The organism is Streptosporangium roseum DSM 43021 (genome assembly GCF_000024865.1).
GTDB lineage: Bacteria > Actinomycetota > Actinomycetes > Streptosporangiales > Streptosporangiaceae > Streptosporangium > Streptosporangium roseum.
Genome location: NC_013595.1, coordinates 6,413,422 through 6,436,733, shown reverse-complemented (window position 1 = coordinate 6,436,733; position 23,312 = coordinate 6,413,422). Strand labels below are relative to the sequence as shown.

General features: G+C 71.1%; 22 protein-coding genes. 17 read left to right on the top strand and 5 right to left on the bottom strand.

Translation table 11 applies throughout. The features are described from left to right. Positions 1 to 219: 219 nt before the first annotated feature. A complete protein-coding gene (locus SROS_RS28295) occupies positions 220 to 1,602 on the bottom strand; it encodes an extracellular solute-binding protein (RefSeq protein WP_012892342.1) in 1,383 nt (460 codons plus the stop codon). 183 nt (positions 1,603 to 1,785) lie between these two features. On the opposite strand from SROS_RS28295, the gene prcB reads away from it, so the two are divergent. The 8 genes from prcB (at position 1,786) to SROS_RS28255 (ending at position 9,106) form a co-directional block, all read left to right on the top strand. Beyond that, complete coding sequence (gene prcB / locus SROS_RS28290) at positions 1,786 to 2,634, top strand: proteasome subunit beta (protein WP_012892341.1); 849 nt, start codon at positions 1,786 to 1,788, stop codon at positions 2,632 to 2,634. A gap of 25 nt (positions 2,635 to 2,659) precedes the next feature. Next, on the top strand, positions 2,660 to 3,433 hold the full coding sequence (gene prcA / locus SROS_RS28285; protein WP_012892340.1) for a proteasome subunit alpha: 774 nt from the start codon (positions 2,660 to 2,662) through the stop codon (positions 3,431 to 3,433). Between the two features lie 110 nt (positions 3,434 to 3,543). Next, complete coding sequence (locus tag SROS_RS28280) at positions 3,544 to 4,050, top strand: hypothetical protein (protein WP_043653130.1); 507 nt, start codon at positions 3,544 to 3,546, stop codon at positions 4,048 to 4,050. A 389-nt stretch (positions 4,051 to 4,439) separates the two neighbouring features. Continuing rightward, a complete protein-coding gene (gene pafA / locus SROS_RS28275) occupies positions 4,440 to 5,798 on the top strand; it encodes a Pup--protein ligase (protein ID WP_012892338.1) in 1,359 nt (452 codons plus the stop codon). A 231-nt stretch (positions 5,799 to 6,029) separates the two neighbouring features. Then, the gene (locus SROS_RS28270; RefSeq protein WP_148269231.1) at positions 6,030 to 6,854 is read left to right on the top strand and encodes an FKBP-type peptidyl-prolyl cis-trans isomerase; all 825 of its coding nucleotides are present in this window, start codon (positions 6,030 to 6,032) and stop codon (positions 6,852 to 6,854) included. Positions 6,855 to 7,003: 149 nt separating this feature from the next. Beyond that, positions 7,004 to 7,909 carry an FKBP-type peptidyl-prolyl cis-trans isomerase gene (locus tag SROS_RS28265; RefSeq protein ID WP_012892336.1) on the top strand — a complete coding sequence of 302 codons (906 nt, stop codon included), beginning with the start codon at positions 7,004 to 7,006 and terminating at the stop codon, positions 7,907 to 7,909. 35 nt (positions 7,910 to 7,944) lie between these two features. After that, the gene (locus SROS_RS28260) at positions 7,945 to 8,583 is read left to right on the top strand and encodes a helix-turn-helix transcriptional regulator (RefSeq protein WP_012892335.1); all 639 of its coding nucleotides are present in this window, start codon (positions 7,945 to 7,947) and stop codon (positions 8,581 to 8,583) included. Positions 8,584 to 8,623: 40 nt separating this feature from the next. Next, positions 8,624 to 9,106 (top strand): DUF3291 domain-containing protein, encoded by a 483-nt coding sequence (locus SROS_RS28255; protein ID WP_012892334.1) that lies wholly within the window; start codon positions 8,624 to 8,626, stop codon positions 9,104 to 9,106. Here the strand turns inward: SROS_RS28255 and SROS_RS28250 are convergent. After that, the gene (locus tag SROS_RS28250; RefSeq protein ID WP_012892333.1) at positions 9,052 to 10,152 is read right to left on the bottom strand and encodes a DUF3866 family protein; all 1,101 of its coding nucleotides are present in this window, start codon (positions 10,150 to 10,152) and stop codon (positions 9,052 to 9,054) included. The two genes, SROS_RS28255 and SROS_RS28250, sit on opposite strands and share 55 nt — an antisense overlap. Positions 10,153 to 10,209: 57 nt before the next feature. On the opposite strand from SROS_RS28250, the gene SROS_RS51245 reads away from it, so the two are divergent. The 8 genes from SROS_RS51245 (at position 10,210) to SROS_RS51235 (ending at position 18,138) form a co-directional block, all read left to right on the top strand. Then, the gene (locus SROS_RS51245; protein ID WP_012892332.1) at positions 10,210 to 11,166 is read left to right on the top strand and encodes a helix-turn-helix transcriptional regulator; all 957 of its coding nucleotides are present in this window, start codon (positions 10,210 to 10,212) and stop codon (positions 11,164 to 11,166) included. Between the two features lie 94 nt (positions 11,167 to 11,260). Beyond that, complete coding sequence (locus SROS_RS51240) at positions 11,261 to 12,217, top strand: helix-turn-helix transcriptional regulator (protein WP_012892331.1); 957 nt, start codon at positions 11,261 to 11,263, stop codon at positions 12,215 to 12,217. A gap of 23 nt (positions 12,218 to 12,240) precedes the next feature. Further along, complete coding sequence (locus SROS_RS28235; protein WP_012892330.1) at positions 12,241 to 12,429, top strand: hypothetical protein; 189 nt, start codon at positions 12,241 to 12,243, stop codon at positions 12,427 to 12,429. A 66-nt stretch (positions 12,430 to 12,495) separates the two neighbouring features. Then, entirely contained in the window at positions 12,496 to 12,819 is a 324-nt protein-coding gene (gene tatA, locus SROS_RS28230) for a Sec-independent protein translocase subunit TatA (RefSeq protein ID WP_012892329.1), read from the top strand. Between the two features lie 48 nt (positions 12,820 to 12,867). Next, positions 12,868 to 13,764 carry a twin-arginine translocase subunit TatC gene (gene tatC / locus SROS_RS28225; RefSeq protein WP_012892328.1) on the top strand — a complete coding sequence of 299 codons (897 nt, stop codon included), beginning with the start codon at positions 12,868 to 12,870 and terminating at the stop codon, positions 13,762 to 13,764. Positions 13,765 to 13,781: 17 nt separating this feature from the next. Then, positions 13,782 to 14,657, top strand: a complete 876-nt coding sequence (locus SROS_RS28220) for a diacylglycerol kinase (protein WP_012892327.1) — start codon at positions 13,782 to 13,784, stop codon at positions 14,655 to 14,657. Between the two features lie 142 nt (positions 14,658 to 14,799). Then, the gene (locus SROS_RS28215; RefSeq protein ID WP_012892326.1) at positions 14,800 to 17,529 is read left to right on the top strand and encodes a DEAD/DEAH box helicase; all 2,730 of its coding nucleotides are present in this window, start codon (positions 14,800 to 14,802) and stop codon (positions 17,527 to 17,529) included. A gap of 441 nt (positions 17,530 to 17,970) precedes the next feature. Continuing rightward, positions 17,971 to 18,138, top strand: coding sequence for a hypothetical protein (locus tag SROS_RS51235; RefSeq protein WP_012892325.1), 168 nt, complete (start codon positions 17,971 to 17,973; stop codon positions 18,136 to 18,138). A gap of 71 nt (positions 18,139 to 18,209) precedes the next feature. On the opposite strand, the gene SROS_RS28210 is transcribed toward SROS_RS51235, so the two are convergent. The 3 genes from SROS_RS28210 to SROS_RS28200 all read right to left on the bottom strand — a co-directional run bounded on the left by SROS_RS28210 (position 18,210) and on the right by SROS_RS28200 (position 21,957). Next, on the bottom strand, positions 18,210 to 19,643 hold the full coding sequence (locus tag SROS_RS28210; RefSeq protein ID WP_148269229.1) for an RNB domain-containing ribonuclease: 1,434 nt from the start codon (positions 19,641 to 19,643) through the stop codon (positions 18,210 to 18,212). 172 nt (positions 19,644 to 19,815) lie between these two features. Further along, a complete protein-coding gene (locus SROS_RS28205; RefSeq protein ID WP_148269228.1) occupies positions 19,816 to 20,727 on the bottom strand; it encodes a 5'-3' exonuclease in 912 nt (303 codons plus the stop codon). Positions 20,728 to 20,736: 9 nt separating this feature from the next. After that, positions 20,737 to 21,957, bottom strand: a complete 1,221-nt coding sequence (locus tag SROS_RS28200; protein ID WP_245564305.1) for a PP2C family protein-serine/threonine phosphatase — start codon at positions 21,955 to 21,957, stop codon at positions 20,737 to 20,739. Positions 21,958 to 22,187: 230 nt separating this feature from the next. Here SROS_RS28200 and SROS_RS28195 point away from each other — a divergent pair, with 230 nt between their 5' ends. Beyond that, positions 22,188 to 23,297, top strand: coding sequence for a M24 family metallopeptidase (locus SROS_RS28195; protein WP_012892321.1), 1,110 nt, complete (start codon positions 22,188 to 22,190; stop codon positions 23,295 to 23,297). Positions 23,298 to 23,312 lie beyond the last annotated feature (15 nt).

Sequence of the window (23,312 nt, the reverse complement as noted above, 5' to 3'; positions counted from 1 at the left end):
ACTTCCCTCGTCGCTCATCCGCTCGTTCCTCGCTCCTTCGCTCCTCAGTCCAGTTCACCGGCGCGCCCTCGCGGGCTCATGGCGACGCTCCGCGTCGCGGCTCGGGCGCTGGTGACCGGTGACTTCCCTCGTCGCTCATCCGCTCGTTCCTCGCTCCTTCGCTCCTCAGTCCAGTTCACCGGCGCGCCCTCGCGGGCTCACGACGCTCCGCGTCGCAGGTCAGTCGGCGACGTTGCCGGAGCCACCGACCAACCCCTCCACCTTGGCCCGGTAGGCGGCGGCAGCCTCCTGGACGGGCCTGCCGGAGACGATGTCCGCCGTCGCCTCCTGCAGGGCCGCCGACACCTGGGGGTAGACGGCCAGGCCGGGGCGGTAGACGGTGATCGGCAGGATCTCCTCGGAGACGAACCTCAGCATCGGGTCGGCGGCGAGGACCTCGGCGTTGACGTCGGAGCGGGAGGTGACGCGGGCGGCTCCGGCCAGTTCGGCCTTGACCGCCTCGGCGGAGTGCATGAACGACAGCAGCTCCCACGCCTGCCGGGGATGCTTCGAGAAGGGGTTCAGCACCCGTACGGCCCCGCCGGACAGGCTGACGAAGTCCTGGCCGCGGACTCCGGCGCCGGGCCGCCTGGCCGGGATCCTGGCGTAGCCCACCACCCGGTCGCGCTCGGCCATCGGAGCCACGCCCGTCTTGGGGTCGATCACCGACCGCCAGAAGTAGTCGCCCTCCGCCAGGATGCCGATCCTGCCGTCGGCGAACTCGGCGAAGGACTTGTCGCGGCCCTTGGCCTCCTGCTGGAGCTTCGGATCGCCCAGGCCGCCGGAGTAGATCTGCCGGTAGAACTCCAGCACGTCCTTGACCGCCTGCGAGGAGCCGGCCCACCTGCCGCCGGTGTAGATCTCCGTGCCGGTGCCGGCCAGCAGGGGCAGCGCGCCCTGCATCGTGGTCGCCTCGCCCATCGCGGTGCCCGCGTTGATCTGGATCGGCGTCACGCCGGGCAGCCTCTTCAGCGCCGCTCCCGCGTCGAGGATCTCCTGCCAGCTCCTCGGCTGCCAGGGTTCCGGCAGGCCGGCTCTCCCAAACAGCTCCCTGTTGTAGTACAGGACCCGTCCGTCGGTCCCCTGCGGCAGCCCGTACTTCTTGCCCTCGAAGATGCCCAGGCCCTGCACGGCCTGGGGGATCTGCTTCCACCCCTCCCACGTCTCGACGGCCGTCCCGCCCAGCTCGGTGAGGGGTTTGAGGTATCCGGCCTGGGCGAACTCGCCGACCCAGATCCCGTCGAGGTCGATCACGTCGGCGCCGGTCCTCGACTTCAGGTCCAGCGCGACCTTGGTCTTGTACTGCTCGTCGCCCACGCCGTTCGGCTGGAACAGCACGCGGACCTCATGTCCCGCCGCCTTCTGCGCGGCCTCGAACCTGGGGATGACCCACTGTTTGATCCACTCGGCGCCTGCCGCGTTCTTGCCGCCGGAGATGGCGTTGGCGGTGATGGTCAAGGTGATGCCCTCTTCCCCGGCGGGGGCGCCGGAGCCGCAGGCGGGCAGCGCGAGGACGGCGGTCGTCAGTGTCGCAATCAGGACAGGTCGGCGGAAGAGTCTCACGGTGACCTCTGCTGGGTGGAGGCATGTCACGACAACTCGACAATTACACGGGCTTACTCGGGCGTAAAGATTCAATGATCCGGCCGGAGGGGGTTCGCGCTGAGCTGATCCAGGGAAGTGCATGCAGCACGGCAAGATGAGTAAGGTCGGGCCTTAAAGGACCGCACCTTTGGAGGGAGTCGCGTGGGATCGCACAGGGACCTGCCCGCCGGCATGGTGAATCACATCTTCACGAACAGCGGCATTTCCTCGTTCACCGAGTTCGTCGGCTCCTACGCGCCGGACTTGTTGCCCGGCCGAAACGAGACCCTGGCAGCCCCGGTCGGCGACCGGATTCCACACGCCACCACGATCGTCGCGGCGACCTGCGCGGGTGGCGTGGTGATGGCCGGTGACCGCCGGGCGACCTCGGGAAACATCATCTCCCAGCGAGACATGGAGAAGGTGTTCCGCACCGACGACTACTCGTGCATGGGCATCGCCGGGACGGCGAGCACGGGCATCGAGATGGCCCGGCTCTACCGGGTCGAGCTTGAGCACTACGAGAAGATGGAGGGCCGCACGCTCTCCGTGGCGGGCAAGGCCAACCGGCTCGCCACCATGATCCGCGGCAATCTCGGCATGGCGATGCAGGGCCTGGTCGTGGTGCCGCTGTTCGCCGCCTACGACCCCGAGATCGACGGCGGCCGGATCTTCGGCTACGACGTGGGAGGCGGCCCCTACGAGCAGCAGCAGTACCACTCGATCGGCTCCGGCTCGATCTTCGCGCGGGGCTCGCTGAAGAAGCTCTACCGGGAGAACGCCTCGCCCGAGGAGGTCGTGCTGACGCTCATCCACGCCCTGTACGACGCCGCCGACGACGACTCGGCGACCGGCGGCCCCGACGTCACCCGTAAGATCTGGCCCGTCGTAGCGCAGATCACCGCCGACGGCTTCCACCGTCTGTCCGACGAGGAGGTGGGCGGGCACGTCCAGACCGTCCTCCAAGAGCGGATGAGCTCCCCCGACGGCCCCGTCGCCCCGCTGCGCTAACACGAGAGGATCACCCCAGGTGTCCATGCCTTTTGGATATGTCTCGCCCGAGCAGCAGATGCGGGACAAGGCGGACTACGCGCGAAAGGGGATCGCGCGGGGCCGTAGCGTCGTCGTGCTGCAGTACGAGCACGGCATCCTGTTCGTCGCCCCCAACCCCTCCCGGGCCCTGCACAAGATCAGCGAGATCTACGACAGGATCGGGTTCGCCGCGGTCGGCCGCTACAACGAGTTCGAGGCGCTGCGTCTCGGCGGCATCCGCTACGCCGACATCAACGGCTACAACTACGCGCGCGACGACGTCACCGCGCGCGGCCTGGCCAACCTCTACGCGCAGAACCTCGGCCAGATCTTCACCGAGTCGATGAAGCCGTTCGAGGTCGAGATCGTGGTGGCCGAGGTCGGCGACTCCTCCGACGAGGACCACATCTACCGCCTCACCTTCGACGGCTCGGTCTTCGACGAGACCGGTCTGGTGGCGATGGGCGGTCAGGCCGAGGCGGTGGCGGGCCGGCTCAAGGAGCGTTACCGCGACGGGCTGCCGCTGGCCGAGGCGCTGGAGGCGGCGCTGTTCGCGCTGACCGAGCCGGGCGGTGAGCGCTCTCCGGCCAGCCAGCTGGAGGTCGCGGTGCTCGACCGCAACCGTCCGCACCGCAAGTTCCTGCGGCTCGCCGGCCCGCGGCTGGAGCGCCTGCTGGCCGAGGGGTCCGCCACGTCCGCCACGTCCGCGACGCCCGGGGAGGCCGAGGCTCCGGCCACCGCCCCCGAGGGAGACGTCGACACCGGTTCGAACGGCTGATCGCACACCGGCGGCGCGCCGTCCCTCGCGGGGGACGGCGCGCCGCCGGTGTGATGTGGATCACCTGTCCAACGGACAACCGTATTCACGCCGCCGTCGTCGTACCGGGCATGAAGCGTTCCCTGACGGCCGCCGCCGTGCTCTCCGTCGCCCTGGCCGGCGCGGTCCCCGCCGACGCCGCGGCGATCCCCGGCTTCCCCGTGCCGAAGATCTTCGGTACGGCGTTCCAGCCCGACCCGGGCCACGATTTCACCAAGCGCATCAGTTCCCGCAAGGACGGCGTCCTGCGCGGCTGGATCACTCATGTGGCCCCCGGCCAGGTGGAGTACGAGCCGATCAAGTGGGTGAAGGACAAATACAGCGAGGGCCACTTCGTGGGTCCGGCGGATGGGGACGTCGCCGCCTACGCCTCACCCGTCGCCAAGAACGTCGTCTTCCTCAGCGCCCTGGGCTGCTCGGCCACCCTGGCGGGCTTCACGGTGAACAAGCAGGGGCTGGGGAGCAAGCGCTGCTCCCGCACGGCCTTGCTGACCAGGGCCAAGAAGTACCAGCGCCCCTCGCTGATCACGGTCTACCGCGGTGAGATCGTCAAGCTTCAGGAGATCTACACCCCCTGAGCCCTCTGAAGGGCGCCTCGCCGGAAGGCGGGGCCCGCACGTCCCGCGAGCCGTCCTTCCCGTGATTTCGATCACACTTTTCCGGGCAGCCGAATCGGGGCCCCGGCGACCTGACGCGAGGTGAACCGCGCCACGCCCCGGCCCCGTCCCGGCGGCCACGGCCGTTCCCCGGCCCGCGACGGCCGGAGCGCCGGGGTCGCCGAGATCTTCGGGCAGGGCGGCGGCCGACGCGCCCGGGACGACCGGGGATCCGGTACGGCCAGCGTGCCGGGGGACCCGGGTGTGAGCCGTGCTCGCGCTTAGCAGTTCATCGCCGGGGGCATAAGCCGTACGACCGAAAACCCCATTGATCCCTCCCGCAAGAGGGGTTCGGCGAATAGTGTGAGGCAATGGATCGTCGCATCTTCGGGCTTGAGAACGAGTACGGCGTCACCTGCACGTTCAGGGGGCAGCGGCGGCTGTCACCCGACGAGGTCGCGCGTTATCTATTCCGCCGGGTCGTCTCCTGGGGCCGATCGAGCAACGTCTTTCTGCGCAACGGCGCCCGCCTCTACCTGGACGTGGGCAGCCACCCCGAGTACGCCACCCCCGAGTGTGACAACGTCGTGGAACTCGTCACCCACGACAAGGCGGGGGAGCGCATCCTGGAGGGACTCCTCGTCGACGCCGAGAAGAGGCTCCGCGAGGAGGGCATCGCCGGCGACATCTACCTGTTCAAGAACAACACCGACTCGGCCGGAAACTCCTACGGCTGCCACGAGAACTACCTGGTCGGGCGGCACGGCGAGTTCGGCCGCCTGGCGGACGTGCTCATCCCCTTCCTGGTGACCCGGCAGATCGTCTGCGGCGCCGGGAAGGTGCTGCAGACCCCCCGCGGAGCGGTCTACTGCGTCTCCCAGCGGGCCGAGCACATCTGGGAGGGCGTCTCCAGCGCGACCACCCGGTCGCGCCCCATCATCAACACCCGTGACGAGCCGCACGCCGACGCCGAGCGCTTCCGCCGCCTGCACGTCATCGTCGGCGACTCCAACATGAGCGAGACGACCATGCTGCTCAAGGTCGGCGCCACCGACCTGGTGCTGCGCATGATCGAGGCGGGCACGGTGATGCGCGACCTGTCGCTGGAGAACCCGATCCGGGCGATCCGGGAGGTCTCCCACGACATGACCGGGCGGCGGCGCGTGCGGCTGGCCAACGGCCGGGAGGCGTCCTCGCTGGAGATCCAGCAGGAATACCTCTCCAAGGCCCGCGACTTCGTCGACCGCCGCGGCGGCGACGAGATCAGCCACCGGGTGCTGGAGCTGTGGGAGCGGACGCTCAACGCCGTCGAGACCGGCAACCTGGACCTGGTCGCCAGGGAGATCGACTGGGTGACCAAATACCAGCTCATCGAGCGCTACCGCAAGAAGTACGACCTTCCCCTGTCGAGCCCCCGGGTCGCCCAGCTCGACCTGGCCTACCACGACGTGCACCGCCGCCGTGGCCTGTTCTACCTCCTGCAGAAGCGCGGCGCGGTGGAGCGGGTGGCCTCCGACCTGAAGATCTTCGAGGCCAAGTCCGTGCCGCCGCAGACCACCCGGGCGCGGCTGCGCGGGGAGTTCATCCGCAAGGCGCAGGAGAAGCGCCGCGACTTCACCGTCGACTGGGTGCACCTGAAGCTCAACGATCAGGCGCAGCGCACCGTGCTGTGCAAGGACCCCTTCCGCAGCGTGGACGAGAGGGTGGACAAACTTATCGCCGGCATGTGATGGTCACGCTTCGGCAAGATCGGTCTGTGGCTTAACTCATCCGTATGTCCGGCCGGGTAGTGTGGCGCGAACCTGACGTCTGCTAGAGGGATATCTATGCGCCGCCGCAGCCTGGCCGTACTGGCCTCAGTGCCTTTGTTGTTCGCCGCAGCCTGCGGCTCCGGAGGGGGTGCCGGAACCGCCTCCGGTACTGCCTCCAGCAGCCCCGCCGGTGCGGTTCCGGCGCTGAAGGTGACGGGCGCGGCGAACGCGAAGCCCACTGTGGCCTTCCCCGCCAAGGTCGTCGAGACCTCCTCCTACCAGGTCATCACGCCCGGCACCGTCGGTGCCGCCGCCAAGGAGGGCGGCAGCGTGGTGGCCAACTTCACCGTCTACACCTGGGACGGCAAGGAGAACAAGCTGGCCGGCTCGACCTACGACGAGGGCGGCCCGCAGCTCATCACGATGAACGAGCAGGTCCCGGCGATCCTGCGCAAGGGCTTCGCCGAGACCAAGGGGGGCGGCCGGTTCCTGTCCGTCGTCGGCAAGGACGCGTTGCCCGCCGAGCAGCAGGCGCAGGCGCCCGCGGGCCAGTCGCAGGTCTTCGTGGTCGACGTCGTCGGCGTCCCCGAGGGCAAGGCGGCCCAGGGCACGGCGGCCGACCCGGGCGTCAAGGGCGTCAAGGTGGAGAACCCCGGCGGCGACGCCGCGCCCAAGCTGACCACCAAGACCAAGGAGAAGGCGCCCAAGGAGCTCGTCGTCAAGACGGTGATCAAGGGCACCGGGCCGGAGGTCAAGTCCGGCCAGTCGATCCTGGTCCAGTACGCCGGGAAGATCTGGGGCTCGGACCTCGAGTTCGACAGCAGCTGGGCGCGCGGCGCGGAGCCGATCATGTTCCAGATCGGCACCGGCAAGGTCATCAAGGGCTGGGACCAGGGTCTGGTCGGCGTCCCGGTCGGCAGCCGGGTGCTGCTGAGCATCCCGCCGGACCTCGGCTACGGCAAGCAGGGCTCCGGTGACAAGATCAAGGGGACCGACACCCTGGTCTTCCTCGTGGACGTCGTCGCCGCCTACTGACGGGCCCGGACGGACCCCGGGCGACCCCGGGCGGATCCGCGGACCTCACGGAGCCCGGCCACGCGGACGCGTGGCCGGGCTCCGCCTGTTACTGACAACTCTCCCAATAGGGCGTTAGGGTTGGCGCACCCCCCGGCCTAGGGAGTCGCATGCGCATCCCGCCATTGCTCGCCGCGTTCTCGCTTGTGCTGGTCGCCGCCTGCACCTCTCCCGGTGGCCGGGCCGGGCCGGAGATAGAGGTTCTCGGAGACTTCGGCGTGAAGCCGAAGGTCGTCTTCCCGGACGGCGAGCCCGCCGGCGACCTGCGGGTCCGCGAGCAGATGGTCGGCACCGGGAGCGTGATCAAGGGTGACGACCTGGTCGTGGCCCACTACACAGCGCACGTGTGGGACGGCGAGGACAACCGGTTGCTGGCCTCCAGCTTCAACCAGGGCGCTCCCGCCTCCTTCCCGCTGAAGCACTCCATCTCCGGCGTGGGCAAGGCCCTGCGGGGGCACAGGGTCGGCAGCCGTGTCGTCGCGGCCATCCCGCCCGGAGAGGGCTACGGCCCCAACCCGCCCGGCGGGCTGACCGCCGGCGACGAGCTGTTCTACGTGGTCGACGTCCTGGGCGCCTTCCCGCCGGACGCCACCGCCAGGGGCACGGGCGGTGGCGGCACCCTCGCCGGGGTGAAGGTCGCCGGCGGCCCCGGCGAGCGCCCGGCCCTCACCCTGCCGCGTGAGCGGCCTCCCGTGCGGCTGCAGAGCAAGGTCCTCATCCAGGGCGGCGGTCCCAGGACCCGGGCGGGCCAGCTCCTGGTCACCCAGTACGAGAGCAGGATCTGGGGCAGCGGAGCCGCCGCCGACTCCACCTGGGAGGCCGGGCAGCCCAAGGCCTTCCAGATCGGCAACGGCAGCGTCATCCCCGGCTGGGACAAGGCCCTGGTCGGCGTCCCGGTCGGCAGCCGTGTCGCCGTGGTCGTCCCGCCGGGACTCGGCTACGGGAAGGGCCTGCCGCCGCTGATCAAGCCCACCGACACCCTCGTCTTCGTCGTCGACGTCCTCGCCGCCTACTGACCCGCGGACGCCGCCGCTCGCCCTAGACTCCGGCTGTGAGCAGCGATGACCTCGGCACGGTGGCGGCCCTGCATGATCCGGTACGGCGGGCCGTCTACGACTACGTCGTCTCCCGGGGGCACGAGGTGGGGCGCAACGAGGCCGCGGAGGCGGTGGGGGTGCAGCGGACCCTGGCCGCGTTCCACCTGGACAAACTGGTCGAGGTCGGGCTGCTGGAGTCGGGGTTCAAGCGGCTGACGGACAAGACCGGGCCGGGCAGCGGCCGTCCGGCGAAGGTCTACCGCCGGGCGCCGGGGGAGTGGCAGGTCAACGTCCCGGCCAGGGACTACCGGACGCTGGCGATGGCGCTGGCCGAGGTGGTGGACCTGCTCGGCGGGGACGAGCAGGCCGAGCGGGTGGCGCGGCGCGCCGGGGCCGGGCTGGCCGCGCCGGGGGAGGACCTCGGCGAGGTGCTGCGGCGGCGCGGCTACGAGCCGTATGAGGAGGACGGCCGGCTGCGACTGCGCAACTGCCCCTTCCACCTGCTCGCCGAGGAGCATCCGCTGCTGGTCTGCTCGATGAACCTCGCGCTCTGCCAGGGCATGCTCGAAGGGCTCGGGGAGGAGGGCGTGACGGCCCGGCTGGATCCGCGGCCGGGGGAGTGCTGCGTCGCCTTCTCCAGGGAGCATCTCTAAAAACAATAAGAATTGACTTAGAGAGATCCGGAATGGTCTGATGGCCGTCATGCACCTGGCCCAGCTCAACATCGCCCACATGCGCGCGCCCAAGGACTCGCCCGAGCTCGCCGACTTCGTCGCGGCACTCGACCCCGTCAACCGCCTCGCCGACGAGGCCCCCGGCTTCGTGTGGCGGCTCGCGGGCGACGGCCCCGAAGACGTCGTCGAGCACGACTACGGCGACCACCTGGTGATCAACTTCTCGCTCTGGGAGTCGCGCGACGCGCTGTGGGACTTCGTCTACCGCAGCGCGCACCTGGGCGTCATGCAGCGGCGCAGGGAGTGGTTCCTGCGCTCGGCGGAGCCGTACACGGTGATGTGGTGGGTCCCGGAGGGATACATCCCGGCACTGGAGGAGGGGATGGAGCGCCTGGAACTGCTCAAGGCGGAAGGCTCCACCCCGCAGGCCTTCACCTTCAAGGACTTCTACGACAGCAGCGAGGCCGCGTGGCGGCCTGCGGCGGCCGAGGCCAGGAAGTAGGCCAGGTCCTCGTCCAGGGTCCGGCCCATCGTCGACAGCCGCACCGGGGAGCCCCGGAGCGCCTCGTGGAGCCCGTCCACGGCCACCGTCACCAGCTCGTGACGGGCGGCCAGCGGCTCGGACTGCTCGGCCACCCGCCTGCCGAACTCGCCCTGCAGCTCCGGCACGACGACCTGGGCCGGGGCCAGGGCGACCCGGCCGTAGGCGGTCAGTGAGTGGTGGGAGACGCCGATGTGGCGCTCGCGCCGGTCGCCCTCGCTGACCCGCAGCGCCGCGACCGGGCGTCCTCCCAGGACGGCGACGGCGTTGACCGCCTCGCCGGCCGAGACGCCGGAGAAGCCCCACCGGGTGCCGGTGCCCAGGTTGCCCGGCCCCTGGGTGACGATCGCCACGTCGGCGCCGAGGACGTGCCGGGCCGCCAGCAGGCCCGTGTGCGGTGTCACGGCCTCCACGTCGCCGCCGAAGGCCTGGCCCACCGTGACCACCCCGCCCAGCCAGCCGGCCTCCCTGAGCTGGGCGCACGACATGGAGAACCAGGCGGGCAGCGCCCCGCCGTCGAGCATCACGTAGGCGACCCGGGGGATCCCCGCCTCCGCCTCCCCGGCCGGCGGCCCCGGGGGGCGCGAGCCGTACAGGCCGCAGAGGATCGCCGGCAGCGCCGAGTGCAGGTCGGCGACGATCACCGGCATGCCGTCCAGGGAGTCGGCCTCGCGCAGCGCCTCGTGGAAGGGGGAGTCCTGCTCGTCGGCGCCGAGCACGGTGGTCTGCAAGGGGGTGTAGCGTGCCTTCACCAGGTGTCCGGGGCCTTGCGGATCTTCTGGTAAACGGTCGGGGAGCGCCACCACCATGGCGTAACCTCCCGTACCGAGACCCATCGCGAGCGCGGTCGTGTTGAGCAGCACCACGTCACCGGGCTCCGGACGTCCCACCAGGGCGGGATAGGCCAGCGCACGCGCGCTGCCGTCCTCGGTGGTGACGTCGAGTTCCACCGCCCCCGGCCACTCGCGCCGGATCCGTACGACCTCGCCCCTGCGCCATCTGATCACGCGGGGAAGAGTAGCGTCACCTGGACGTAGAGTCACTTGAACAGGGAGGGAGGCCGGATGTCGCGCCGGAAGACCGAGCGGTTGCTGAACCTTGTGATCTGCCTGCTGGCCACGCGGCGGCCGCTCAGCGCCGAGCACATCCGCCAGGCGGTGCCCGGCTACGACGCCGCCAACGACGAGGCCTTCCAGCGGATGTTCGAGCGTGACAAGAACGAGCTGCGGGAGATCGGCATCCCGATCGAGGTCCACAAGGACCCGTGGGAGGAGGATCCGGGCTACCGGATCGTCCCGCAGGCCTACGAGCTGCCCGAGATCACCCTGGAGCCCGACGAGGCGGCCGTGGTGGGCCTGGCGGCCCAGGTGTGGCAGCGGGCCAGCCTGGCCGAGGCCGCCAGCGGGGCGCTGCTGAAGCTGCGCGCCGGGGGAGTGGAGACCGACGAGGCGGGCGGGATGCTCGGCAGCGCGCTGGAGCTGCGGGTCGACACCCAGGACCCGGCCTTCCCCGCGCTCTGGGAGGCCGTGCGCGACCGGCGCGTGGTCCGCTTCGCCTACCGGGCGGCGGCCAGCGAGAGCGTGCTGACCCGCACGGTGGAGCCGTGGGGCGTGGTCAGCCGCCGCGGCCGGTGGTACGTGGTCGGCCACGACCGCGACCGTGACGCGGCCCGGGCGTTCCGGCTCAGCCGGATCAGCGGCCCGGTCACCCCGGTGGGCCGCCCCGGGACGGTGGTGGTGCCCGAGGGCGTCGACATCAAGTCGATGGTCGGCTACCGCGACGAGCCGGTTCAGGAGCGCACCGCCCTCATCCGGGTCCGCGAGGGCACCTGCCAGGGGCTGCGCCAGGTGGCCAGGGCCGTACGGCCCGGAGCCGGCGGGTGGGACGAGCTGGACGTCGACTTCACCGACACCGGGCGGCTGGCCGGATGGGTCGTCGGCTTCGCGGCCGACGCCGAGGTGGTCGGGCCGCCGGACGCCCGCGACGCCGTGATCTGCCGGCTGAAGGGGGTCCTGGCGTGACGGGCGGGGAAACGGAGGCCGGTCGGGGGCCGGGCCTCGCGGGGAAGTGGCGAGTGAGCGAGCGGGGCGTCGCGGACGCGGAGTGGAGCGGAGCATGAGCACGGCTGACCGGTTGCCCAGGCTGCTGGCGCTGGTGCCCTACCTGATGTCGCATCCCGGGGCGCAGGTGCCCGAGGTGGCGAAGATCTTCGGGCTCAGCGAGAAGCAGCTCATCGACGACCTGCAACTGGTGTGGATGTGCGGGCTGCCCGGCCACACCCCCGGCGACCTGATCGACGTGTCGTGGGACGGCGGCGAGATCGTCATCGACAACGCCGACACCATCGCCCGCCCGTTGCGGCTGGGCGTCGACGAGGCCAGCGCGCTGCTGGTGGCCCTGCGGATGCTCGCCGAGATGCCCGAGTTCGGCGAGCGCGACGCGCTGGCCCGGGTCATCGCCAAGTTCGAGCAGGCCTCGGTGGAGGGCGCGGCCGCGGTCAGCAGCCAGGTCGCGGTCGAGGTGGACGCCACGCCCGACGCGCTGCCCACGGTGAACGAGGCGCTGCGGCGCGGCAGGCGGCTGTCGCTGCGCTACTACGTGCCGGGCCGCGACGAGGTGACCCCGCGGGAGGTCGACCCGATGCGCCTGGTCGTGGTGGACGGCCGCTCCTACCTGTCGGGCTGGTGCTACCGGGCCGAGGCGGTGCGGCTGTTCCGGCTGGACCGGATGCTCACCGTCGAGGTGCTCGACGTGGCTGCCGATCCGCCCGCCGGTGCGGTGCCCGACGAGGTCACCTCCGGGGTGTTCCGGCCCTCTCCGACGGACGAGCTGGTGGAGCTGGAGCTGACCCCGGCGGGCCGCTGGGTCGCCGAGTACTACCCGTGCGAGCAGGTGGAGGAGCTCGGCGAGGGCCGCCTTCGGGTGGCGCTGCGGGCACGCGACCAGGGCTGGCTGGTACGGCTGGCGCTGCGCCTGGGCGACACCGGGCGGGTGCTCTCCCCGGACTCGCTGGCGGCGAGCGTGCGGGAGGCCGCGACGTCGGCGCTGAATCGTTACGAGTCGGTTTCCTGACGTCCAGGTTAAGATCTCACGACATGAGCTGGATCTTCGCCGCGGTCGCGCTGGCCACCACCGGACTGGTCGTCCTCGGTTTCCTGGGGGTCCGCGTGCTGCTGGCGGCCCGGGAGCTGGGCAGGGAGGTGGACAGGACCCGGCGGCGGCTGGAGCCGGCACACACCCTGTTCAGGGGGCAGGTCGGGACAATACGGGTTCCGAAGGGATGAGTCTGTGCCCCGGGGAGCGTACGATCGGGATCAGAGATTGCATGTCGCTCGGCTTAAGGATGTGTCATGCCCAACCTGGGACCCACTGAGCTGATCATCATCGGGTTGATCCTGGTGCTGCTGTTCGGTGCCAAGAAACTGCCGGATGCCGCTCGAGGACTGGGCCGGTCGCTGCGCATTTTCAAGGCGGAGACCTCCAAGCTCCGCGATGACGACGATGCCGACGCCCCGACGGCCACGGTCGTCCAGGCGCAGCCCCAGCCCGCGGCTCCGGCCCCGCAGCCGCTCACCACGGCGGCACCCGCGCCGTCGGCGGAGGAGCAGGCCCGTGTCCTGGAGGAGCAGGCCGCCAGGCTGCGCGCTCAGGCAGGCGCTCCGAAGCCTCAGTAGGCTTCAGTCCGCCTCTGATCACTTCACCTCTCGGACCGGGATTCGCGAATGGCGCTGCTGAAATGGCCCAAGCCGGGCCAGAACGGGTCGGTGTCCACCGATTCGGCCGAGGGGCGCATGCCGCTCATGGAGCATCTCCGTGAGCTGCGCAACCGGTTGGTGATCGTCCTGCTCGCCATGGTGGTGGGCATCGTCGTGGGTTTCGTCTTCTTCGACCCCATCTGGACCTTCATCACCGAGCCCTACTGCAGCCTGCCCGTCTCGCACCTGCTGCGGGAGGGCGAGTGCACCTTCGCCATCCGCGGGGTCTTCGAGGCCTTCTTCGTCAACCTGAAGGTCGCGGCGATGTTCGCGATGGTGCTCTCCTCGCCGGTGTGGCTGTACCAGATCTGGGCCTTCGTGACCCCGGGCCTGTACCGCAACGAGAAGCGCTACTCGATCTCGTTCCTCGCCCTGGCGATCCCGCTGTTCCTGGCGGGCGCCGCGCTGGCCTACTTCATCATGGACACCGGCCTGGCGATCCTGCTCGGCTTCGCGCCCAACAACGCGATCCCGCTGCTGGAGATGGACGACTACCTGAGCTACGCGCTGGTGATGCTCATCATCTTCGGTGTCTCCTTCGAGCTGCCGCTGCTGATGGTGTTCCTGAACGTGATCGGCGTCCTGCCGCGCGCGACGGTGGCCAAGCACCGCCGCATGGTCATCTTCATCATGTTCCTCTTCGCCGCGCTCGCCACCCCGAGCACCGACCCCTTCTCGATGATCGCGCTGGCCATCCCCATGGTCGTGCTGTTCGCCCTCGCCGAGGGGTTCATGTATCTACGGGAGCGGCGAGCGCCGAAGGGCGAGGACTTCTCCCATCTGTCGGATGACGAGGCGTCCCCTCTCGCGGAGGATCTTTCTCCTCTCGATTTGAACACGACGGATACTGATCCGATCAAATAGGCGATAAATTCCGGTCTGTGCCCGGAGAGATCGCTGTTCTCGTCAACCCCCTCGCCCGTGGCGGCCGCTCGCGGGGCCTGCTCGCTCCGGTGCTCAACAGGCTCCGGCAGGGGGGTTCCGAAGTCTCGGTCATCGTCGGGGAGTCGGCGGACGACGCCCTGGAACGCGCCTGCACGGCGGTCGCCGAGGGCCCCGAGGCGCTGGTGGCCTTCGGCGGGGACGGCCTGGTCCATCTGGCGGTCCAGGCAGTCGCCGGGACCGACGTCCCGCTGGGCATCATCCCCGCCGGGACCGGCAACGACATCGCCGACGCGCTCGGCCTGCCGAAGAAGGACACCCTCGCCGCCGCCGACGTCGTGCTCAGGGCCGAGGTCCGCACGATCGACGCCGCCAGGGTCGGCAAGGACGAGTGGTTCGCCGGGGTGGTCTCCTGCGGCTTCGACTCCCGCGTCAACGAGCGGGCCAACCGGATGTCCTGGCCGCCCGGCATGGCGAAGTACCTGCTCGCGCTGGCCGAGGAGCTCCGCTCCTTCCGGCCGATCCCGTTCCGGCTGGACCTCGACGGAGAGGTGATCGAGCGCGAGGCCATGCTGGTCGCGGTCGGCAACACCCGCTCCTACGGCGCCGGGATGCGGGTCTGCCCGGACGCCCTGCCCGACGACGGCCTGCTGGACGTGACGATCCTCGGGGCGATGCCCAGGGGAGAGTTCCTGCGCGCCTTCCCCCGCGTCTACAAGGGCTCCCACCAGGGTCACCCGGCCGTCACCATGCGCCGCGCCCGCCGGGTCACCCTGGAGGCCCCCGGCGCGATCGTCTACGCCGACGGTGAGCGGGTCGGGCCCGCCCCGCTCATCTGCGAGATCGTCCCGGGATCGCTGCGCGTGCTCGTCTAGACGGCCCCACGCCGACGCCCGCGGCGCGGACTCCGATCGCCGGCCGCCGGCCTCCCCGGCCCGGATCGCCTCCTCCGCGGTCACCTGACGGGCTGAGCACTCGGGGACGGACCGGAATCCCGATATCGGTAGGGTGGAGAGTATGACGACCCCAGCGGAACGTTACGCTGCTTTCCGTCAGAGCCAGGCTGACAGCGGGCCGGCGCTGACCTCGTTCCGCGGTCTTTACGACTTCGACCTGGATGACTTCCAGCTGGACGCCTGCCGGGCGCTGGAGGCGGGCGACGGAGTCCTCGTAGCCGCCCCGACCGGATCCGGCAAGACCGTCGTGGGTGAGTTCGCGGTCCACCTCGCGCTGGAGCAGGGCCGCAAGTGCTTCTACACCACCCCGATCAAGGCGCTGTCCAACCAGAAGTACAACGACCTGGTCAGACGGTACGGGGCGGCCGGCGTCGGCCTGCTCACCGGCGACAACAGCATCAACGGCGACGCCCCGATCGTCATCATGACGACCGAGGTCCTGCGCAACATGCTCTACGCCGGCTCCGGCACCCTGGCGGGCCTCGGCTTCGTCGTCATGGACGAGGTGCACTACCTGGCCGACCGGTTCCGCGGCGCGGTCTGGGAAGAAGTGATCATCCACCTGCCCGAGTCGGTGCGGCTGGTCGCCCTCTCGGCCACGGTCAGCAACGCCGAGGAGTTCGGCGAGTGGATGGGCGAGGTCCGCGGCGACACCAGCGTCATCGTCGACGAGCACCGCCCGGTCCCGCTCTGGCAGCACATGCTCGCCGGCAACCGCCTGTACGACCTGTTCGTGGCGGACGAGGACGGCCGGCGGCCGCAGGTCAACCCCCACCTGATGCGGATCGCCAAGGACGAGGAACGCCAGTCGTACGGCAGGGGCCGCCGCGGCTACTCCCGCCCGCGCAGGGCCGCCCCGCCCGACCGGGCGTCGGCCATCGAGCGCCTCGACGCCGACGGCCTGCTCCCGGCGATCACCTTCATCTTCTCCCGCGCCGGCTGCGACGCGGCCGTCATACAGTGCCTGCACGCCGGCATCCGGCTCACCACCGACGCCGAACGCCACCAGATCCGGCAGATCGTCGACGAGCGCACCGCGCACCTGCCCGACGAGGACCTGGCCGTGCTGGGCTACCTCGAATGGCGCGACGGCCTTGAGCGCGGCCTCGCCGCCCACCACGCGGGCATGCTCCCGGCCTTCAAGGAGGTCGTCGAGGAACTGTTCACCCGCAACCTGGTCAAGGCCGTGTTCGCCACCGAGACCCTGGCGCTGGGCATCAACATGCCCGCCCGCTCCGTGGTGATCGAGAAGCTCGACAAGTGGAACGGCGAGACCCACGCCGACCTCACGCCCGGCGAATACACCCAGCTCACCGGCCGGGCCGGGCGGCGGGGCATCGACGTGGAGGGCCACGCGGTCGTCCAGTGGCAGCCGGGCATGGACCCGCTGCAGGTCGCGGGACTGGCCAGCACCCGCACCTACCCGCTGCGCTCCAGCTTCCGCCCCTCCTACAACATGGCGGTCAACCTGGTCGGCCAGGTGGGCAGGGAGCGCGCCAGGACCCTCCTGGAGTCCTCTTTCGCTCAGTTCCAGGCCGACCGGGCCGTGGTGGGCATCGCCAAGCAGGTGCGCCGCGCCGAGGAGGCCCTGGAGGGCTACCGCGAGGCGATGACCTGCCACCTGGGCGACTTCGAGGAGTACGCCGCGATGCGCAGGGCGCTGTCCGACCGGGAGGCCGAGCTGTCACGCCAGCGCGGCGCGGCCCGCAGGGCGCAGGCGCTGCGCTCGCTGGAGGCGCTCAAGCCGGGTGACATCATCCGTGTCCCGGGCGGGCGCCGCGCCGGTCTGGCGGTCGTCCTCGACCCCGGTCTCAACTCCCGGGGAGAGGGCCCCGCACCGCTGGTGCTGACCATCGGCAAGCAGGTCAAGAAGCTGTCGCCGGCCGACTTCCCGGTCCCGGTGGAGCCGGTCGAGCATCTGCGCATCCCGAAGAACTTCAACGCGCGCTCGCCGAAGGAGCGGGCCAACCTGGTCGCCTCCGTCCACGCCAAGATCGGCGACCGCGACTTCGGCAAGCCGGCCAGGGCACGCGACCACGCGGCCGAGGACGACGAGATCAACCGCCTGCGCAAGGCGATCCGCCAGCACCCCTGCCACGGCTGTGACGAGCGCGAGGACCACGCCCGCTGGGCCGAGCGCTACTACAAGCTGCTGCGCGAGACCGAGGGACTGCGCCGCCGGGTCGAGGGCCGCTCCCACGTCATCGCCCGCACCTTCGACAAGGTCTGCGGAGTGCTCGACCAGCTCGGCTACCTGGAGGGCGAGAGCGTCACCGCCGAGGGGCGCCGCCTGGCCCAGCTCTACACCGAGCTGGACCTGCTCACCGCCGAGTGCCTGCGCGCCGGGCTCTGGGAGGAGCTGGACCCGGCCGAGCTGGCCGCCGTCGTGTCCTCGCTGGTCTTCGAGTCCAGGCAGGCCGACGACGCCCGCCAGCCGAGGATCCCGGCGGGCGGGGTGCAGAAGGCGCTGGGGGACATGGTCAGGCTCTGGGGGGAGCTGGAGTCGATCGAGGGCGACCACGGACTGTCCTTCATCAGGGAGCCCGACTTCGGGTTCGCCTGGGCGGCCTTCCGCTGGGCCAAGGGCCAGAACCTGGACGCCGTGCTGAGGGACGGGGTCAACGGGGCCGAGCTGGCCGCCGGCGACTTCGTCCGCTGGATCAAGCAGCTGCTCGACCTGCTCGGCCAGATCTCCGACGCCGCTCCCAAGAGCAGCAAGGTCAAGCAGAACACCGGCAAGGCGATGGACGCGCTCCGGCGCGGGGTGGTGGCCTACTCCTCCCTCACCTGAGCGCCCACCGTCCCCACCTCTCTCGTCCGGGGCCGGTGGTCCCGCTCTTTCCGCCTGGGCGTCCGCCGTTCCCGCCGCCCTTGCCTGAGGCTGACGGTCCCGCCCTTTTCCGCCTGAGCGTCCGCCGTTGCCACCTCTCTCGTCCGGGGCCGGTGGTCCCGCCCTTTTCCGCCTGGGCGTCCGCCGTCCCCGCCTCCCTTGCCCGGGGGAGATGGTCCCGCTCTTTCCGCCCGAGGTCCGCCGTCCCGGGCTTTCACGTGGGGACGGCGGCCCCCGGCCGTCTCGGCTCCCGGGCCGTCGGGGCCCGGCGGTTAACTGACCGCCCGGTCAATACCTCGTGACGGCCGGTGCGCGCAACGTAACCTCAAGGGCTGTTTCCCAGGTGATCGCGGTGGAAATCCCTATGGCGAACCCTTTGGACCCCTGCCCAGGGAGGTAGGAATGTTCGCCCTCGCCGCAGCATTACTGTTCGTCCTCGCGCTGATCTTCCAGATCGCAGGCGTGGCCGTCGGCAGCGTCGTGACCGTCACCACGCTCGCCCTCGCGGGTCTGCTCGCCGTCGCGCTGCACCTGGCGGGTGTCGGCGCAGGCTGGAGCCTGAAGAAGTAAGGCCGTTCCCCCCGCGGCTGAGGCCGTGCCCGAGCCCCCCGGGCGCGGCCTCTCCACGTCTCAGGAGCCGCTCAGGCCAGGCTGAAGCGGACCTCTCGGGTGGCGGGGTCGGCGCGCGTCAGCCGTACCTGGACCGCGTCGCCCAGCACGAGCCCCTCGCCGTCGCAGCGGGCCACCACCGCGGGATCGGTGACCTGCACCTGCCCCCACGAGTGGCTCCCGTCCACGTCGATCACCACCGCGTCGAACGCCTGGCCCACCCGCTCGCGCAGCACGAACGCCTCCACCAGGTCCACGCAGGCCCGCTCGACGGCGTTCGCGCGCCGCCCGGTCGTGTGCATGATGCCGGGCAGATCGCCCATCGCCTTCTGGATCTCCTCGGGCACCGGCTCGCCCGCCGCGATCGACAGGCAGATCTCGGTGGCGTAGCGGTCGATGAGCCGGCGCAGCGGCGCGGTCACGTGCGCGTACGGCGCGGCCACCGCGGCGTGGTCCGCCTGGACGGGCGGCTCGCCGTTGAAGGCCACGTATCCGGCCCCGCGCAGCAGCACCGTGGACTCCTCCAGGAACGCGGCCTGCTCGGGGATCTTCGGGTCGAGCCCGTGCACGACGTCACCGTAGGGGGCGCCCTCCGGCCACGGCACGCCGAGCGCGGCGGCCACCCGCCGGACCTGGGCGACCTTCTCGGCGGGGGCGGGCGGCAGCACCCGCAGCAGGCCGATCTCGGCGTCCAGCATCATCGAGGCGGCGGCCATCCCGGTCAGCAGCGAGATCTGCGCGTTCCAGGCCTCGGCCTCAAGCGCGGCGCGCAGCTCCACCCGGTAGCCGTCCCCGTCGGGGACGACCTCCTGCTCGGGGGTGGGCAGGGTGACCCCGCCCCGGGCCCGCTCCAGGGCGAGCCGGAGCCGGCCGATCTCGGCCAGCAGCCGCAATGTGCCATCGGCGGTGCCGGTGTCCACCGCCGCCTGCACGTAGTCGTAGTCGAGGCGCTCCCGGCTCCGCACCAGCGCCCGGGTCACGTCGGCGCCGACGATCTGGCCGCCGGCGTCCAGGTCGACGCACCACAGCGCGGCCGGCCTGGTCACCCCGGGCAGCAGGCTGGCGGCGCCCTCCGACAGGATCGCCGGATGCAGCGGCACCCGGCCGTCGGGCATGTAGACGGTCTCGCCGCGGCTGCGGGCCTCGGCGTCGATCGCACCGCCGGGCCGTACGAACGCCGCGACGTCGGCGATGGCGTACCAGACGCGGTAGCCGCCGGGACGCTCCTCCAGGTGCATGGCCTGGTCCAGGTCCATGGCGCCGGGCGGGTCGACGGTGATCAACGGCAGGTCGGTCCTGTCCAGCGCGGGCAGCGCGGGCACCTCGGCAACCCACTCGGCCTCGTCGGTCACGGCCTGGGGGAACTCCTCCGGCAGCTTCAGCTCCCGGCGGATCCGTTCGAAACCGTCGTCGAGCCGCGGATGGGACTCTCCGGGCACCCGGATGCTCTTGTGAGGCACGGGCATCAACCTACCGTCACCCGTCATGGCGACCTCACCGGATGCCCCGGCGGACCGCCGTGAACAGGCCGCCGGAGCGGTGAGCGTGTTCGGACGCGATCGATCTGTCCATCCCGTCATCCTCCGCGCGCGGGTGCCGAAGTACTACGTCTTCCCCGTATGCGGCCGGACAAGCGGGTCAGGCGGACGAGGCCGGAGAGAGGGCCTCCGACAGGCGGCCCATGGGGCCGCCCAGGCCGTAGCGCTCGACCAGGGCCGCGAGCGCCTGCGGATCGCGCGCCCGGACGGGGAGGGCGGGATCCAGCTCCGGGATCGGCACGTCACGGGCGACCTGGACCACCGCGGGGGCGACCCGGAGGTAGTCGCGGGCCGCGCTCAGCTTGGCGCGCTGGCCCGCGGTCAGGTCGCCGCCCTCGTCCACGGCCCGGAGCAGCGCCTCCAGCGAACCGAACCGGGTGATCAGCGCGGCCGCGGTCTTGTCGCCGACCCCGGGCACGCCCGGCAGGCCGTCGCTCGGGTCGCCGCGCAGGGTGGCGAAGTCGGCGTAGGAGCGGCCGGGGACGCCGTACCGGGCGGCGACGGCGGCCTCGTCGACGAGGTCGAGGTTCTTGACCCCCCTGGCGGTGTAGAGGACGCGGATGGGCTGGGCGTCGTCCACGAGCTGGAACATGTCCCGGTCGCCGGTGACGATGTCCACCTGCCTCTTGGCCCTGACGGCGAGCGTGCCCATCACGTCGTCGGCCTCGTAGCCGGGCACGCCGAGGCGGGCGATGCCCACCGCGTCGAGCACCTGCTCGATCACGGGCACCTGCGGGGCGAGCGTGTCGGGGACCTCCTCGACGTCGCCCGAGGCGACCCGGTGCGCCTTGTAGGTCGGGATCGCCGCCACGCGGAAGGCCGGACGCCAGTCGGCGTCCATACAGGCGACCAGCTCTCCGGGGGAGTGCTGCCGGACCAGCATGGCGATCATGTCGATCAGGCCGCGGACCGCGTTGACCGGCATGCCGTCAGGGGCGGTCATCGACTCCGGCACCCCGTAGAAGGCGCGGAAGTAGAGGGATGGGGTGTCGAGAAGCATCAGGCCGGGCATGGCGACCATTTAACCAAGCACGCCGATCGCCAGCACGCACGTGTCGTCTTCGGGGTTCGGGCCGCCGACCGCCTGGATCAGCCGGTCCAGCCCGGCCTCCAGGTCGTCTCCGGTGAGGTCCGCCGCCGCCGCCAGGGCCAGCGCGAGCCCCTCGTCGATGTCACGGGAGCGCCGCTCGACCAGCCCGTCGGTGAACAGCAGCAGCAGGTCTCCCTCCAGCAGCTTCACGCTGGCCGGTTCGTACGGCACGGTGAGCGTGGCGCCGAGCAGCACTCCGGCGGGCGGATCGAGCTGGACGGCCACCCCGTCACGGATCAGGATCGGCGCGGGGTGGCCGGCCTGACTCCAGGTGAACACGCGGGTGGAGGGGTCGAGATGGCCGATCACCGCGGTCGCGGTGGTCTCCGCCAGCCGGTGCATCACCAGCGTGTTGAGCCAGTTCAGCAGCTTGTCCGCCGGCTCGCCGGTCATCGCCAGCCCGATCAGCGAGTGCCGCAGCCGGGCCATCTGGGCGATCGCGGGCAGGCCGTGCCCGGACACGTCGCCGATGGTCAGCAGCACCCGGCCGTCGGGCAGGGGGCTGGCGTCGTACCAGTCGCCGCCGAGGCCCGCCCGCATGCCCGCCGGGACGTAGCGGACCTCGATCCGCGCGTGGGGCAGCTCGACGGCGGCCCCGAGGTCGGGCATGATCGCGTCCCGCAGGGCCACGCTGAGGTGCCGTTCCTCGGCGGCCTGCTCGCGGACCTCCAGGAGCTGGCGCCGGGACTCCGACATGATCCGCTCGGCCCGGCGCCGGCCGGTGATGTCCTGGATCACCCCGTGCACGGCGGTGCGCCCGCCGGTCGCGACGGGTTCGAGGGCCGCGCGCAGGTTGCGGACCTCTCCTTGGCGGCGGATGCGGAACTCGGCCTGCCCGGACTCGGCGCCGTGCACGACGGCCCGCAGCAGCCGGTCCAGGTCGGCCTGGTCCACGGCCTCGACGTAGGCGACCAGGTCGCGCAGGTGGATGGGCCCCTCGCCGGGATCGCGGCCGAAGATGGCGTAGGCGCGATCGGACCAGACGGACTCTCCGGTATGGAGGTTCCATTCGGCCCAGCCCAGGTTGCCCATCCGCTCGGCGTGCGCCAGCCGTGCGGTGAGGAGTTGTCGTTCCACGGCCATGTGCTCGTCCAGCTCTCCGCGCAACCGCTGCACCATCTCTGCCGCGGTCAGCGGGGCGGAACCGGTCACGAGGTCGTTTCGTGGGGGGAGGGGTGGCTGGTGGCCGCCCACTACGCCGACCATGTAGCTCGCTCTCGGAATGTGGGGCCTTACGGACATCCTGTCGACAAAATGTGATCGTCCTTCAACGGAGTGTAGTGACGTCGTCGCCGTGCCGGTGGTTTTTCCCGGACTTTCTCGCGTCCCCCGGGGCCGGGTGTGATCCGGATCCGTCCACGATTAGATTGGTCGGTGTGACAATGGAGTCCTCTGACCTGTATCCCGTTGCCCGCCTGGCCGCCGCACGGGAGGCGACCGCCGCGGCCGGACTCGGCGCGTTGCTGCTGACGCCGAGCCCCGACCTCCGCTACGTGACCGGCTACGAGGCGTTGCCGCTGGAGCGGCTCACCTGCCTGGTGCTGCCGGCCGAGGGCGAGGCCTTCCTGATGGTGCCCCGCCTGGAGCTGCCCGCCGCCGAGCACTCCCCGGCGTCGAGACTCGGCATCGAATTCGTGCCCTGGGACGAGACCGACGACCCCTATGCGGTCGTCGGCGCGCGGCTGGGCGCGGTGGGCAAGGTCGGTCTGGCCGACCGCATGTGGGCGATGCAGTCGCTGCGCTTCCGTGACGCGATCCCCGGAGCGGAGCAGGTGCTCGCCGGGACCGTCCTGCGCGGGCTGCGCATGCGCAAGAGCGCGGCGGAGGTGGCCGCACTGCGCGAGGCGGGCGCCGCGATCGACGCCGTGCACGCCCAGGTGCCCGGATTCCTGCGGGCGGGCCGGACCGAGCGCGAGGTCGGCAGGGACATCGCCGAGGCGATCATCGCGGCCGGGCATTCGACGGTCGACTTCGTCATCGTCGGCTCCGGGCCCAACGGCGCCAGCCCGCACCACGAGCTGTCCGACCGGGTCATCCAGGCGGGCGAGCCGGTCGTGGTCGACATCGGCGGCCAGATGCCCAGCGGCTACTGCTCCGACTCCACCCGGGTCTACTCCGTCGGGGAGCCCCCCGCCGATTTCGTGAAGTACTACGACGTGCTCCAGCGCGCCCAGGAAGCCGCCTGCGCCGCCGTACGGCCCGGCGCGTCGTGCGAGTCGATCGACGCCGCGGCGCGCGAGGTGATCGCCGCCGAGGGCTACGGCGAGCACTTCATCCACCGCACCGGCCACGGAATCGGCCTGGAGACCCACGAGGAGCCCTACATCGTCGCGGGCAACACCGAGCCGCTGGCGCCGGGCTTCGCCTTCTCCGTCGAGCCGGGCATCTACCTGCGCGGAGCGCACGGAGCCCGTATCGAGGACATCCTCGTCTGCACCGAGGAGGGTGGCGAGCGGGTCAACCACCGGCCTCGCGGACTCGTCATCGTGTAACAAGTGCCACAATCG

Coding starts and splice junctions, on each gene's coding strand:
- prcA (WP_012892340.1), top strand. CDS start 2,660: ATGCCTTTTGGATATGTCTCGCCCGAGCAGCAGATGCGGGACAAGGCG.
- SROS_RS28280 (WP_043653130.1), top strand. CDS start 3,544: ATGAAGCGTTCCCTGACGGCCGCCGCCGTGCTCTCCGTCGCCCTGGCC.
- pafA (WP_012892338.1), top strand. CDS start 4,440: ATGGATCGTCGCATCTTCGGGCTTGAGAACGAGTACGGCGTCACCTGC.
- SROS_RS28265 (WP_012892336.1), top strand. CDS start 7,004: ATGCGCATCCCGCCATTGCTCGCCGCGTTCTCGCTTGTGCTGGTCGCC.
- SROS_RS28255 (WP_012892334.1), top strand. CDS start 8,624: ATGGCCGTCATGCACCTGGCCCAGCTCAACATCGCCCACATGCGCGCG.
- SROS_RS51245 (WP_012892332.1), top strand. CDS start 10,210: ATGTCGCGCCGGAAGACCGAGCGGTTGCTGAACCTTGTGATCTGCCTG.
- SROS_RS51240 (WP_012892331.1), top strand. CDS start 11,261: ATGAGCACGGCTGACCGGTTGCCCAGGCTGCTGGCGCTGGTGCCCTAC.
- SROS_RS28235 (WP_012892330.1), top strand. CDS start 12,241: ATGAGCTGGATCTTCGCCGCGGTCGCGCTGGCCACCACCGGACTGGTC.
- tatA (WP_012892329.1), top strand. CDS start 12,496: ATGCCCAACCTGGGACCCACTGAGCTGATCATCATCGGGTTGATCCTG.
- tatC (WP_012892328.1), top strand. CDS start 12,868: ATGGCGCTGCTGAAATGGCCCAAGCCGGGCCAGAACGGGTCGGTGTCC.
- SROS_RS28215 (WP_012892326.1), top strand. CDS start 14,800: ATGACGACCCCAGCGGAACGTTACGCTGCTTTCCGTCAGAGCCAGGCT.
- SROS_RS51235 (WP_012892325.1), top strand. CDS start 17,971: ATGTTCGCCCTCGCCGCAGCATTACTGTTCGTCCTCGCGCTGATCTTC.
- SROS_RS28210 (WP_148269229.1), bottom strand. CDS start 19,643: ATGCCCGTGCCTCACAAGAGCATCCGGGTGCCCGGAGAGTCCCATCCG.
- SROS_RS28205 (WP_148269228.1), bottom strand. CDS start 20,727: ATGCCCGGCCTGATGCTTCTCGACACCCCATCCCTCTACTTCCGCGCC.
- SROS_RS28195 (WP_012892321.1), top strand. CDS start 22,188: ATGGAGTCCTCTGACCTGTATCCCGTTGCCCGCCTGGCCGCCGCACGG.